11 protein-coding genes are annotated in these 13,747 nt (G+C 41.6%); all 11 read right to left on the bottom strand.

Going from position 1 to position 13,747, the window contains the following annotated elements:
• Positions 1-7: 7 nt before the first annotated feature.
• The gene (gene cysE / locus M1F56_RS02030; RefSeq protein WP_084875724.1) at positions 8-625 is read right to left on the bottom strand and encodes a serine O-acetyltransferase; all 618 of its coding nucleotides are present in this window, start codon (positions 623-625) and stop codon (positions 8-10) included.
• Positions 626-640: 15 nt separating this feature from the next.
• Complete coding sequence (gene pnp / locus M1F56_RS02025; protein WP_247916690.1) at positions 641-2,854, bottom strand: polyribonucleotide nucleotidyltransferase; 2,214 nt, start codon at positions 2,852-2,854, stop codon at positions 641-643.
• 455 nt (positions 2,855-3,309) lie between these two features.
• Positions 3,310-4,176, bottom strand: a complete 867-nt coding sequence (gene metF / locus M1F56_RS02020; protein WP_002877494.1) for a methylenetetrahydrofolate reductase [NAD(P)H] — start codon at positions 4,174-4,176, stop codon at positions 3,310-3,312.
• A 94-nt stretch (positions 4,177-4,270) separates the two neighbouring features.
• Positions 4,271-6,520, bottom strand: a complete 2,250-nt coding sequence (metE, locus tag M1F56_RS02015) for a 5-methyltetrahydropteroyltriglutamate--homocysteine S-methyltransferase (protein ID WP_000108247.1) — start codon at positions 6,518-6,520, stop codon at positions 4,271-4,273.
• A 244-nt stretch (positions 6,521-6,764) separates the two neighbouring features.
• Positions 6,765-7,127, bottom strand: a complete 363-nt coding sequence (locus M1F56_RS02010) for a TIGR02328 family protein (RefSeq protein ID WP_001241786.1) — start codon at positions 7,125-7,127, stop codon at positions 6,765-6,767.
• Entirely contained in the window at positions 7,111-7,515 is a 405-nt protein-coding gene (locus M1F56_RS02005; RefSeq protein WP_000435151.1) for a YbgA family protein, read from the bottom strand. Before M1F56_RS02005 ends, M1F56_RS02010 begins: the two co-directional genes overlap by 17 nt.
• Before the next feature lie 171 nt (positions 7,516-7,686).
• The gene (locus tag M1F56_RS02000) at positions 7,687-7,995 is read right to left on the bottom strand and encodes a hypothetical protein (protein WP_247916752.1); all 309 of its coding nucleotides are present in this window, start codon (positions 7,993-7,995) and stop codon (positions 7,687-7,689) included.
• Positions 7,996-8,042: 47 nt separating this feature from the next.
• Positions 8,043-8,219, bottom strand: a complete 177-nt coding sequence (locus M1F56_RS01995; protein ID WP_162279327.1) for a DUF4238 domain-containing protein — start codon at positions 8,217-8,219, stop codon at positions 8,043-8,045.
• Between the two features lie 35 nt (positions 8,220-8,254).
• Complete coding sequence (locus tag M1F56_RS01990; RefSeq protein ID WP_084872609.1) at positions 8,255-9,205, bottom strand: reverse transcriptase family protein; 951 nt, start codon at positions 9,203-9,205, stop codon at positions 8,255-8,257.
• 636 nt (positions 9,206-9,841) lie between these two features.
• Positions 9,842-10,603 (bottom strand): DUF6261 family protein, encoded by a 762-nt coding sequence (locus tag M1F56_RS01985; RefSeq protein WP_000167730.1) that lies wholly within the window; start codon positions 10,601-10,603, stop codon positions 9,842-9,844.
• A gap of 427 nt (positions 10,604-11,030) precedes the next feature.
• Positions 11,031-13,664, bottom strand: coding sequence for a DEAD/DEAH box helicase family protein (locus tag M1F56_RS01980; protein WP_247916689.1), 2,634 nt, complete (start codon positions 13,662-13,664; stop codon positions 11,031-11,033).
• Positions 13,665-13,747 lie beyond the last annotated feature (83 nt).

Raw genomic sequence — 13,747 nt, 5'->3', positions numbered from 1 at the left:
GTAACCTCTACAACCCCGACGATCTGTGACTGGCTTCTTTAGCCTGCTCGAGTTTATTGACGTAGTACTCTCGTTTTTCTTCGACTTCGTGGATCGTTGGCTCATCCTTCTGTCCATGAACTCGGACGATCTTAGCCGGAATACCGACAACTGTCACATCACTAGGTACGTCTGCCACGACTACTGCAGCAGCACCGACCTTGGCATTTGCACCAATTTCTACAGGACCAATAACTTGGGCATGTGCTGATATAAGGGCACCCTGACGAACGGTCGGATGGCGTTTGCCACAGTCTTTTCCTGTCCCACCGAGAGTCACTCCATGATAGAGCAGAACGCCTTTTTCAACAATCGCCGTCTCTCCAATCACCAGACCTGAACCATGGTCGATAAAGACACCTGAATCAATCTGGGCACCCGGATGAATCTCAATCTGAGTCCAAAAGCGCCAAAATTGACTGTGCATTCGAGCCAAGAGTTTGAAGCCGTGCTTCCAGAGAAAATGCGAGAGACGGTGGGCAGCCAAGGCCTTGACACCTGGATAAGTCAGCAAAACTTCCAAACTGTTGCGTGCCGCTGGATCATTTTCTTTTACAATATCAATGGTTTCGCGCCACCATCCCATACATTTCTCCTTTTCTTATTCTGAATCTTTTGGTGTTTCTGTAACTTCTTTCTTCGGTTTGTGATCCTTGTGATGACGTGGACGGTGAGGTCGCTCAGACTTTTCGCCTTTTTCATCATGCTCAAGTTTTGGCGGACGAGGAAGAAGGACCTTCATAGAGGCATCGATACGGCCTTTTTCATCAATCTTGATAACCTTAACATCGACTTCATCACCGATAGCTACCAAATCCTCGACACGGTTGGTACGTGTCCAAGCCATTTCAGAAATGTGCACAAGTGCATCTGTCTTATCAAAGAGGTTGACAAAGGCTCCAAATTTCTCGATACGAACAACCTTAGCATGGTAAACTTCATCCACTTTGGCTTCACGAACCAAACCAGCGATGATTTCTTTGGTACGGTTAATGGCATCTTGGTCGCTAGAGTAGATGGACACATTACCTTCTTCGTCGATATCAATCTTAACACCTGTTTCAGCGATGATCTTGTCAATGGTTTCTCCACCCTTACCGATGACAATCTTGATCTTGTCGGCATCGATCTTGATGGTATCAATTTTCGGAGCAGTTGGAGCCAATTCTGGACGAACTTCTGGAATGGTTGCTTCAATCACATCAAGGATTTCAAAACGAGCTTTCTTGGCTTGGGCAAGGGCTTCCGTCAAGATTTCTGCAGTAATCCCTTGGATCTTGATATCCATTTGAAGGGCTGTAATCCCGTCACGAGTACCGGCAACCTTGAAGTCCATGTCTCCAAAGTGGTCTTCCAAACCTTGGATATCTGTCAATACTGTATAGTTATTTCCATCTGAGATAAGTCCCATAGCAATACCAGCTACTGGCGCCTTGATTGGCACACCACCAGCCATAAGGGCAAGAGTTCCCGCACAGATAGAGGCTTGAGAAGATGAACCGTTTGATTCTAAGACCTCAGCTACCAAGCGGATCGCGTATGGAAATTCTTCCAAACTTGGCAAGACTTGAGCAAGGGCACGCTCACCAAGAGCACCGTGACCAATTTCACGACGACCAGGCGCTCCGTAACGACCAGTTTCCCCTACAGAGTATTGTGGGAAGTTATAGTGGTGCATAAAGCGTTTCTTGTACTCTGGGTCCAAACCATCGATGATTTGAGTTTCTCCCATTGGAGCTAAGGTCAAGACTGAAAGAGCCTGAGTTTGTCCACGAGTAAAGAGACCGGAACCATGCACACGAGGAAGGTAGTCCACTTGTGCATCTAAAGGACGGATTTCATCGACCTTACGACCGTCAGGACGAACCTTGTCTTCTGTGATCAAACGGCGCACTTCAGCATGTTCCATTTGTTCCAAGATTTCAGCCACATCACGCATGATACGGTCAAATTCTTCGTGGTCTGCATATTTTTCTTGATAAACTGCGGTTACTTGGTCTTTAACTGCTTGAGTTGCAGCTTCACGAGCCAATTTTTCTTCTACTTGAACCGCTTTTTGGAGGTCGCTGTTATAGGCTGCGATGATTTCAGCTTGCAAGTCAGCATCCACGTGAAGCAATTCCACTTCTGCTTTTTCCTTACCAACTGCCGCAACGATTTCTTCTTGGAAGGCAATCAATTCTTTAACAGCTTCGTGCCCTTTGAGAAGGGCTTCCAACATGATTTCTTCTGACAATTCTTTGGCACCAGACTCAACCATGTTGATAGCGTGCTTGGTACCAGCTACTGTCAATTCAAGAAGAGATTGCTCTGCTTGTTCTTGAGTAGGGTTGATGATGATTTGGCCATCTACATAACCCACTTGTACCCCAGCAATAGGTCCGTCAAATGGAATATCTGAGATAGAAAGTGCCAAGGATGAACCAAACATAGCTGCCATCGGTGCAGATGCATTTTCATCATAAGAAAGGACGGTGTTGATAACTTGGACTTCGTTACGAAAACCTTCCGCAAACATTGGACGGATTGGACGGTCAATCAAACGCGCTGTCAAAGTCGCATCAGTTGAAGGACGTCCTTCACGTTTCATAAAGCCACCAGGAAACTTCCCAGCCGCATACATTTTTTCTTCGTAGTTGACTTGAAGTGGGAAGAAATCCCCAGTTGCCATTTTCTTAGACATAACAGCAGCAGTCAAGACAGTTGACTCACCGTAACGCACAACAACAGCGCCATTTGCTTGCTTAGCAACCTGACCAGTCTCTACGATTAACTCACGACCCGCAAAAGTCGTTTGAAACACTTGTTTTGTCATTTTAATCCCCTTTGGATTGATGAAATTATACGCCTTGCCTACAAAGATCAAGATACTAAGGTCGCAAAAAGCAAAGTAAAAATAGGAAACTGGCGAAGTCTTCGATGAAGACAAGACAGTTTATCTTTTTTACACAGCTTTTCGGCCGAGTTCAATTACTCATGATAGCATAGATTGACGCAGTGTGCGATACACACCAGGAAATCTATCTTTTTCACTAGGGATTTATCCCGTGTTCAACTACCTAAATACCTTGAAAAGTTTAAAAATATTATTCTTTAGCATTTGTATCTTTTATAGCATAGCAGATTTGAATAGCTAAGAATCTGTTTATACCCTCATCTTTGTATCAAGTACGTACAGAGTCTATTTTATCATATTTTTCTTAAAAAGTGCGGGCTTTTCTATTAAAAAGGAACCATTCCCCTCACCTGAGAAGAATGGTTTGCTTTTTATTATCCTAAAGACTGATGGTTAAACAAGGCATGGGTTGCTTGGTGGATGTATTTTGCTGTTTCAGCATTGTTCATGGTGTAGAGATGCACACCTGCGACATCCTGGGTTACCAAGTCCACGATCTGATCCACTGCATAGGCAAGTCCTGCTGCTCTGAGCGACTCAGGGTCATGCTCATACTTGTCTAAGATGGCTTTGAATTTGCGTGGAAGGTGGATATTCTCACACGTTTTCAAGAGACGAAGCGCTTGGTTACGGTTAAGAATGGGCATGATCCCCGCATGAATGGGAACATCAATCCCTGCCAAGGTACACTTGTCTTGAAAATCATAGAAGCGCTCATTGTCAAAGAAAAGTTGCGTTACAAGGCTTGAACAGCCTGCATCCACTTTCTTCTTGAGATTTTGAATATCTGAGATCTGGTTTGGCGAGTCAGGGTGCCCCTCTGGGTAGCAAGCGCCAATAATATCAAAGTGAGGAGCTTGTTCCTTGATGAACTCAATCAAATCTGTTGCGTAGCGAAAATCCTTTTGTGGTTCCACATCAGGGATAATATCCCCACGCAAGGCCAAGATTTTCTGTACCCCAACCTTGTCCAAGTCTGCAATGGTTTCAGCAACTTTGTCCTTGGTCAGATAGATAGCTGGCAAGTGGGCAATGGTTGGAATCGCCAAGTCATTCTGGATAAAGTCAGCCAAACGAACCGTTGTTTCCTTGATATTAAATTTATTATTGCTGGCAGTCACACTGATAAAGTGCGGTGTCAGCTCCCGCATATCCTGCAAGGCTGAAATAATTTTATCATTACCCACAGCTGGGTTTGGAGGGAACACTTCAAATGAAAGTGACGGAGTTTGGCGTGACATAGTCATTATCCTTTTCTTTTTGATTTCATGATTGCTGAGCCAGCTTGGGCCAAGCAGTTCCTTGATCAGTCAGTGTCACGAGCGAAATCTTATCTTATAATTTCTCACGCGCAGCTTTTGCTGCTTCGACAAGGCGGATCAAGCTTTCTTTTGTTTCTGGAATACCACGTGTTTTCAAACCACAGTCAGGGTTGATCCAAACTTTCTTGCTTGGTACTTTAGCAAGAATAGCATCGATTGTGTGGTCGATTTCGCCTTCATTTGGCACACGAGGTGAGTGAATATCGTATACCCCAGGTCCCACTTCTGTTTGGAAGTTTTTCGCTTTGAGTTCGTCCAAGATTTCAAGGTTTGAACGGCTTGCTTCAAAGGAAATAACGTCCGCATCCATGTTGTCGATAGCTGGGATGATATCTGTAAATTCTGAGTAACACATGTGAGTGTGGATTTGAGTATCTGGTGCAACTGTAGAGTGTACCAAGCGGAAGGCTGGAATAGCCCAGTCAAGGTAGTCTTCGTACCAGTCGCTACGACGGAGTGGCAATTTTTCACGAAGAGCAGCCTCGTCGATTTGGATGATTTTCACACCTGCAGCTTCAAGGTCAAGAACTTCATCCTTGATAGCAAGGGCGATTTGAAGAGTTGAGTCCTTGATAGAGATGTCTTCACGTGGGAATGACCAGTTAAGGATGGTAACAGGTCCTGTCAACATGCCTTTAACAGGTTTGTCAGTACGGCTTTGTGCGTAGCTAGACCATTTGACAGTGATTGGGTTAAGACGAGTCACGTCACCCCAGATGATTGGTGGTTTCACCCCACGCATACCGTATGATTGTACCCAACCATTCTTAGAGAAGAGGTAACCTGACAAGTTTTGACCGAAGTACTCCACCATGTCATTACGCTCAAACTCACCGTGTACAAGCACGTCAAATCCAACTTCTTCTTGCCATTTGATCCATTCGTCGATTGTTTCAGCAAGGAAAGCATCGTATTCTTCTTGTGACAATTCACCCTTACGGTAAGCCAAACGTTTAGCACGAACTTCCTTAGTTTGAGGGAATGAACCGATGGTTGTTGTTGGAAGAGCTGGAAGTTTAAAGGCTTCTTCTTGGATGGCTTCACGTTCCGCAAAGGCTGGCAAACGAGTGTAGTCAGCGTCTGTCAAACCAGCGATGCGCGCACGAAGTTCTGCATTTTCACCCACACGCTCAGTCGCAAAGAGTTCTTTGTTAGCTGCAAGAGCTTCTGCACCTTGACCATTGCGGATAGCATCCAAGTCACGAAGTTCTTCCAATTTTTCAACTGCAAAGGCAAAGTGGTTCAAGATAGCTGGTTCAAATTCTTCGTTAGCGGTTGTAAATGGTACATGAAGAAGTGAGCATGAACTTGTCAATACGATGTTTTCAGCTGGGATTTGCTCAAGAACAGCCAAGCTCTTTTCATAGTTATTGCGCCAGATGTTCTTACCATTGACGATACCTGCATAGAGAGTCTTGTCAGCTGGGAAACCACCTTTAACGAGTTCAAGAGTTTTCTTACCTTCAACGAAGTCCAAACCAATGGCATCTACTGGCAAGTTCACAAGGTCAGCGTAAACGTCACGAACGTCACCAAAGTAAGTTTGAAGCAAGACTTCAAGACCTTTTTTATCATCCAAGAGTTTGTTGTAGATGTTCAAGAAGAGAGCTTTTTCTTCAGCTGTCAAATCTTTGACAAGAGCCGCTTCGTCCAGTTGAATACGAGTCGCACCAAGTTCAGCTAATTTAGCAAAAACTTCTTGGTATGTAGCTACTAAGCTATCTACGAAGTCTTCTGCTTTCACGCCTTCTTCAAAGTCTGATAATTGAAGGAAAGTGAACGGACCTACAAGGACAGGACGAGTGTTCAATCCAAGTTCTTTGGCTTCTTGGAACTCATCAAAGATCTTGTGACCAGCCAATTTAACTTGAGTGTCTTTTTCAAATTTAGGAACGATGTAGTGGTAGTTGGTGTTGAACCATTTCTTCATCGGAAGGGCACGCACGTCTCCTTTTTCTCCTTGGTAACCACGTCCCAAAGCAAAGTAGCGCTCAAGGTCAGACAAGTCCAAATTTTGAACTGAAGCAGGTACCACGTTGAAGAGGAAAGCTGCATCAAGGAAGTTGTCATAGTGAGAAAAGTCATTTGATGGGATTTCAGTGATGCCTTTTTCTTTGACAATGTTCCAGTGTTTTGCACGCAATTCTTTTGCGGCTGCAAGTAGTTCTTCTTCTGAGATTTCTTTTCTAAAGTATTTTTCAGTTGTAAATTTCAATTCGCGGAATTCGCCCAAACGAGGGAAACCGATGATCGTAGTTGACATGATGCGTCCTCCAAAATTTGTTGTTGAAACTATCTTAACAGAAAAGAAACTGTCTGTATAATTGTAAATAATTAGGCTTTGATATAGTTTGAAACTATATCACTCTTTTGGACAAAAGAAAAAGACTTGAGACCAGTGTCTCAAATCCTTTGTATTGCTTGTTTTGTGGCTGTATTTTAGTTGGAATGCTCAAACGAGCTATTGACGATTCTCATCAGTGACTATGGCTTGTTATTAGAAAAGACTATAGGTTGATCCCCTTCTCACGGAGATTAGCCAGGCACTCCTCATAGTATTCTGCATTATGCTCACTATAGACGGGATTACCTAGGTTCTCCTCAGACAAGTCTTCATAAGGAGAGCAGGTCTTGCCACGGTAGTTCTTGTCCAGCCACTCTGGACTGACATTGTAGCCACGGCCAGCCATTTCCTCCATGATCAAGCGATGATAGGCATAGAGACGATAAGGCGAGTGGGTAAAGACATAGTCCACCGTCGCATGCTTTCTGCCCCAGCCATTGCCACGCAGGGCACAGCACTCTCGATGTTGCCCCAAAAGTTGAGGACGGGGAAGTTTTGAAATCAAAGCCTCATGCCAAAGTCTCATGGGAGTCTCCTTTCAGTAAAGTCGAATGTTGCAAGTAGGTATTGGGATAGCGATCAAGCAAGTCTCGAGTCTTAGCAATCAAGTCTTCCTTAGAAGCCTGACCAAAGCGGTAGCGTTCCAACAAGAGCATGTAATCCTTGCGCTCAACATCTGTCGCTTTCTTTTTGAAATAACCCCAAATATGCTGAAAGGCATTGCAAACCTGACCCCTATGCTCAGGAATTTGGCAAGCACGGTCAATCAGTTCTTGAACATGGCTGACCTCCACCACTTCATTCTTGAGATATTGGCGAATCTCATTATAAATATTGCTGGAATGGCTCAAAACGAGGTATTTGTTTCTAGCCCAGAGTTGTTGGCACTGGGATTTTTGGTTAATTTGTTCCATCTTTCTCCTTACTTTCTATCAGTTTCCAGGAAATATGGAAACAAAGTTTTATCTTAATTTTTTAAGGGAATGAATTTTCTTTCTGTTTTATCAATTTTTTGTAAAAAACCAACTATGAGAGACAGGTGCCTTATATCTTGATATAAAAATGAAAATATCAAGTTGTTTTGGTTATGTATTAGTAATAGTCTTTAAGGAATCCATTAAATCTGGATGAACAAATATCTGTTTCTCAGCATGCCTGACTTGAAAATCATTAACTAAATTTATAAATGAAATATCTGCGTTTGAAAGAAATCCTAATGTGTTATTCAAATTTTTCATGATTCCTCCCCAAAAGTTCCTTGGTACTATTTTAATAAGAATTTTATTGGACAATGGATAGTAGATAAATGTATCATCTCTTCCTACACCGTTGTCAGCGTAAGAAACTGAATTTCTAATAAAATTATACATCACAACTGGAGAGTCACTTGTAATAAAAGGAACACTAGAATTATTGAAAGAAATTAACCAAATTTTATCAACTAATACCTTAGAAAGTTTTTCCTAAACGCCACATTATCAACTGAATCTATAAAAATTTTATTAGATTTTAATTGTTTAACTGCTATATTATAGCCTTTATTATTCAGATTTTTCTTACCGAATCGTTTTAAATAACTTTTAGGAACAACGTGCTGTTTAATATTTGATTTAATCATATTCATTTTTTATCAGATTAACTAAATGGATTCATTTATAACCAATCTAATTCGGAAATTCTTCTCTCCTCTAATTCAGATTTCATATTCTCAATCAATTTAAAATAATTTGGAAATTGTCTTTCTTTTTCAATTGATTGAATAGCTGAAATTTTTCCAGCAAATTTTTTTAACAATGATAACAGTTCTTCATCAGATAAATTACTATTTTTAAGATATCTATATAAATCGTACGTCTCTTTTTGTAATTTTCTAGGAGCTTTTAATTCTCCCTTAACAATAACACACCCTGTAATTTTCGTATAATCTAGCTTACTAACTTTTGATTTCTCTTTATTCACCTTCAAATTAAACGATTCAATTATATTAACAATTTCCTTCAAACATATCTTTGGTATTGGCTTTTTAGAAGAAAATGTCAAATCATCATAATATGCAGAAAAAGTCAATCCATTATTCTGAGCATATTTCATTAGATTTTCGTACATATGGTAATATGCTAAAAAACTTAAAATAGGACTCGTAGGATATCCTTGAGGCAAAAAGGAATGTTCATCTTTTGATACCGTGGTTAAGTCAGTTAGTATCTTAGCAATGTCGGGTGCCTGATTCATATCATATCGAAAAAAATTGAAAACCTTTTGTGCATTTGTACTGGGGAAAAAATTTGAAATATCCACTATAACAGCAAATTTATTTTTGCTATGAGATTCAACATTAGTTACGTAACTTCTACCAGGTATTCCACCATGTAGATACGTTGGGAAATTAATCTTCTGTAAGTATTTAACAATCAATTTTAGAGAGCGTTTATGTATTGTTCCTGCATTATATAATTCCCTAGTTTTTCCATTTACATCCTTCATAAATGACTTTCCAACAAAATTATCACCAACATTTGATAACATATTTTTTTCAATTTTTAATAACTCTGCTAACCATTTCTTATTAGAAATTTCATATAAAATACTTTTACTGAAATCCATAATTACCTCACATTATAAAAAAACTCTTATAACCATGTATAAGAGGATATTTTTTATTAATATAAATAAGAGAAGAAACTAGATCTTTCACCGAAGTGAAGAAGGTAATAAGTATATCTTTGTTATCAGATATAACATCAACTAACCAGATATTAATTCGTAATAATTGTGTCAATAGCCACATCAAAGTTCTAAATCCTTCAATTACTGCTAAGATACAAAAAATTGGGTTATTAGATAACCTCTTAAAAAAGTCGATAAAGATTTGAATCATATATTGATTCCTTTCTGTGTTTAGTACGGTTTCCCGCCTCTCGCTTTAGTACAGATGCAGTCTTTTTAAGTCTATTATCGTTTCTCTCTTGTTAAATCTGACTGTTAAGTCAGTAAACTCTCGCTCAGTATGCTCGATTGAAATCGAAGTCGTGTCGTAGAACATGTGCGACGAATGAATTGATTTCAAGAATGCATGTAGAGACGCAAAGTTTTACCGCCACATAGGGCAATTTCTTGCGAGATAAATCTGCTTAACTTTATCGTATATACATAATATCATATTTTACAGTAATTGTCAATTATACCACGAATCCACTAAAAAACGTCTTTAGATAATAATATATCTAAAGACGTTTGTTTTTATCCTGCTACTTGTGTAGTTTCTTCTACTTTAACTTTCTTATCCTTCTTATTGGAACCAGTCAATCGCCGCTTGCTATCTCGGATGCTATTGAGGTCTTTAAGGAGTTTGGTCAGGTGTTCTTTTTCTGGATAGGCTTCTGCACTGGCTGCGGTATAGCGCATAAAGAGGTCGTAGATGCTGGTTAGTTCGGTACGGACTTGTCTGGTCTTCCCGACTTCATTAGCAGACTTATGCGCACGCGCCTGACTTTCCACCTTATCATAGTCTTCCTGAGCACTGATCACCGCCGTCAGCATAGGTGTCAGTCCTAGACTGGTAACAGCCGTCTGGTAGGGTTCTTCGCTTAGGGTTTTGAGCAGACTCTTGATTTCTGCCGTTTCCACATCATTGCTATGCTTGGTGATATCCTTGTACTTGGCGAAGACTGGTTTCAAAGTCTCATGGGCTTCTTTGAGTTTAGTTTCCTTAATCTTAGCAAATCCTCGATGAAGGGTAAAGAGACCAACTAGGGCGCTATCACGATTGCGATCGACTTCGGTCAGGTTCGTCGCCTCTTTCTTTTCTACGATAGCGAGTTGGGCTTGGAAGTCTGCTAGCTTGCTTTTGAAGGAATCAAGGTGCTTGCTATACATATACTCGTCCTTATGCGCCTTAGCAAAAACTTCTAGTAGTTGACCCGTGTCTACCATGAGACTTTCAAACTCACGGTTGGTAAAGTTGGTATAGCTTAGCGGATGGATAGTGAATGTTTTTGTCATGATGATAACCTTTCTATTTTCATTATTTCAAAAAGGAGTTTCCCCTTAAATTTATAAATCCATTCTAACAGTTACTTTAAATGATTTGTCCCCCTTCCTCTGAACTGTCAATATTTCCATCTAAAATGTACTTCTCAGGGCAAATCTTTTATTTCCAAAATAAAAAATCCCTATCTGACTGGAAACATTTCCGTCTGTCAGCTAGAAACTCTTACTATTTTTAGATTTTAACTTTTCTAGCTTTAGAATACATCTAAACTTTAGGAAAGACTACTATTCGAAAGCTCGAAGACCTCAAAACTTTCTCAGATAGACCATTCGAAGCTTAGAATACTTATAAATTTATGTATTTCTTACCATTCTAAGTTTAAAATGCATATAAACTTTAGGAAATTCATATCTTCGAAACTTCGAAGGACTACCACCCCTACTCCAACCGGCTTTTAACCTTCTTCTTAGTCAAGGTACAGTCGTTTTGATTGGAGAGAGCTTTGATACGAGCTTCTAGAAGGGTTTTCCGTCCGGTCTCTGTTCGTGTGTAGACGAGATGATAATGTCCGATAGTCGGCATCAGAAAGTCGAGGAATTTCTGTGCTTCTTCCTTGCGCTTGTCAAAAAGACTAGGCACGACATAGTAAGGTGACTGACCTTGTCGGACTTTCTCTGCCTTCAAGAGATAGCGCTGGTTATCCACTGGAGCAAAGAACTCTCCCACAGTCTGCGCAAACAGCTCCTTGTCCCTCATGCTTCCTCCCTTGAGATAGGCAAACACCATGTAGTTTTCCTTGTACTCCTCTACCTGAACACGGGATTGATCGTCCGTTAGATGCCCCGAATCTAGCAGAGCCTTTCGGATCTGCTCACCCAGAGATTGCAAACGTTTATAGGGACTCTTATAGCGGAGGTAGCGCCAAGATGCAAAGGCCAAAAAGAGGAGACATGCTGTCGTAAGCCACCAAACACCAATCAGTCTCAGTCTAAATAGCAAAACCAACAAATCAACTGCCAACAAGAGCAATGACATGCGAACCCATTTTAATGCATCAAGCAAGAGCATGACTGGGATCTTCTGTTTTTGAGTTGCGACTTCTGTAACTATCTCAAATTGATCCGCTACGACAAGAGATTCCTGCCATTTTTGTCTCAAGCCTGCTCGATCCTTGGAGAGACTCTTAACTCGCTCATTGTACTCACTAATTTGCTTTTTCTTAAAAGGGGGCTTTGGAAAATCCAAACGATCCAAACCGGTCTCAATACTCTCCTTATTATAGGCCAATCCAAGAAAATGCTCCATCCGTCGCGACAAGGTCTGCAGATCCTGATTACTCTCTGGTCTAGGCTCCTCACCAGGAAGAGTGATAAGTGCTTGCGCTTGAACGGCTACCAGATGCCAGATGTTGCTGGTCTTTTCTGGATGTCCCGACCAGATACGAATGGCACGCCCGCGCATCTGGTTACTCAGCATAAAGCTCCCCACAAAGCTTCCGAGGATTAGGGAATTAACGCAAGGAGCATCCCAACCCTCTCCGAGGAGAGACTTGGTTCCGACTAGGACTTGAATCCGCCCTCGTTGAAAAAGCTCCGTCACTGCCGCTACGATTCCCTTAGCTGAGCTCGGAAAACCAACCTGCACATAATCTTTTGGATCCAAGTGACCAATAGGTGAGAAAATAAGAGGAACCTGAGGCAAGAGCTCCTTAAACTCTGCTGCCACATCGGTAGGCAAAATAACGACACTACCTGACAAGACAGCCAAAGACACAGGTATCTCTTGCTCCTGAGCTTTTCGACGAATGCTTTCAAAATAAGGGAGTACCCCCAACTGAGAAATGGTTGCCTGATTATCTCCCAGATAGGTGGCAAAATCCTTGCGAATATAGTCAGATAGTACTAACTGTCTCAGTTCCAGACCTAGACTCTCATACTCCGTCAAAAAGATATCGGCAATGGCAGACAACTTCCCTAGAGATTGGCTTAAAATCTGGTCAGAAGCCTTAGACTTAACCAGATAAACCTGACGTTTTTCCACCAACCCACGCGCCTTCAAGTCAGCCTCTAACTTTTTCCTATATCCATCTGGATCCTCATACCAATCTGGTGTCTGATAGAGTATGCTCTGCAACAGCGTCTCCAGCCAGTAGGAGGTCAATGCTGGAAGCTTCTGGGTTCCCAGTAAATTTTGCAAAGAGGGAGGAATCGTTAACCCCTGAGAATGCATATAAATCAACATAGCTGACAAGTACTTGGGATCTTCTAAGAGAAAATCAGATGAAATATCCCCTTTGAGGACCTTAGACCCTGCCACAAATGTTTGAAAATCAGGAGCGACTATAAGGTGATGAATATAGTCCCACTTAGTCTCCTCAAACCGTTTGAGACGTTCCGCCTCTTCAGCTGTTGGTGGACACATATAGACAAAATCCTGATGAGGGCAAAGAGTGTCTTCCTTGACTAGTTCAGGTACCGTGATTTCTTGATCGATCTCCCCACACATACGGATATAGCGTTCCCAGAGTTCAGGCTCGCTGTCATAAGGTGGTGTCGCTGTCAGGGAGATGACTTGCAGCGGTTCATACTGCTTGCGAAAGGCTTCCAGACTTTTCCACCATTCATTGCGCAGGTGGTGGCATTCGTCCAAACAAAGAGTCGCAACTTTCTGAGCTCTTAGGCTTGCAAGCAAATCAAACCCCATAAAATCCTCTGCTTCTCCATCTTCTTGTGATTGAAGTTGGTTCATGGCACTATGAAAAGCCTGATAGGTCACAATCGTTAATGCCTTCATCTCCTTTAAGTTTTGGGAAACGAGGTCTGAAAGCCTCTGACCATCCTCTAGAAAAGCAGTTTGGATTCTATCTACCCATTGTTCGCGAATGGTGACAGTCGGAACTAAGATGAGGGCTGGGTTGCCAAAACGAGCGATTAGCTCGATACCAATGGTTGTCTTTCCAGACCCTGGGGCGGCCACTAGATGAACATGACCGTCTGCTTGATAGTCCTGAAAACGACCCAAGACCTGTTTTTGATATTGGCGCCAGCTTCCTTTAAAGTTTAAACCTAACATGATACCCCTCATTCTATACTGTCATTTTCTTATTCTCATTTTACCACACTTATTTCTCCAGTCAGATAATCCAAATAGTTTTT

The sequence above is a fragment of the Streptococcus oralis genome (assembly GCF_023109005.1).
GTDB lineage: Bacteria > Bacillota > Bacilli > Lactobacillales > Streptococcaceae > Streptococcus > Streptococcus oralis_BU.
This window is presented reverse-complemented; position numbering and strand designations above follow the sequence as displayed.

Bases quoted from the DNA above. Each gene is read 5' to 3' on its own strand.
- cysE (WP_084875724.1), bottom strand. From the start codon at position 625: ATGGGATGGTGGCGCGAAACCATTGATATTGTAAAAGAAAATGATCCA.
- pnp (WP_247916690.1), bottom strand. From the start codon at position 2,854: ATGACAAAACAAGTGTTTCAAACGACTTTTGCGGGTCGTGAGTTAATC.
- metF (WP_002877494.1), bottom strand. From the start codon at position 4,176: ATGTCACGCCAAACTCCGTCACTTTCATTTGAAGTGTTCCCTCCAAAC.
- metE (WP_000108247.1), bottom strand. From the start codon at position 6,520: ATGTCAACTACGATCATCGGTTTCCCTCGTTTGGGCGAATTCCGCGAA.
- M1F56_RS02010 (WP_001241786.1), bottom strand. From the start codon at position 7,127: ATGAGACTTTGGCATGAGGCTTTGATTTCAAAACTTCCCCGTCCTCAA.
- M1F56_RS02005 (WP_000435151.1), bottom strand. From the start codon at position 7,515: ATGGAACAAATTAACCAAAAATCCCAGTGCCAACAACTCTGGGCTAGA.
- M1F56_RS01995 (WP_162279327.1), bottom strand. From the start codon at position 8,219: ATGATTAAATCAAATATTAAACAGCACGTTGTTCCTAAAAGTTATTTA.
- M1F56_RS01990 (WP_084872609.1), bottom strand. From the start codon at position 9,205: ATGGATTTCAGTAAAAGTATTTTATATGAAATTTCTAATAAGAAATGG.
- M1F56_RS01985 (WP_000167730.1), bottom strand. From the start codon at position 10,603: ATGACAAAAACATTCACTATCCATCCGCTAAGCTATACCAACTTTACC.
- M1F56_RS01980 (WP_247916689.1), bottom strand. From the start codon at position 13,664: ATGTTAGGTTTAAACTTTAAAGGAAGCTGGCGCCAATATCAAAAACAG.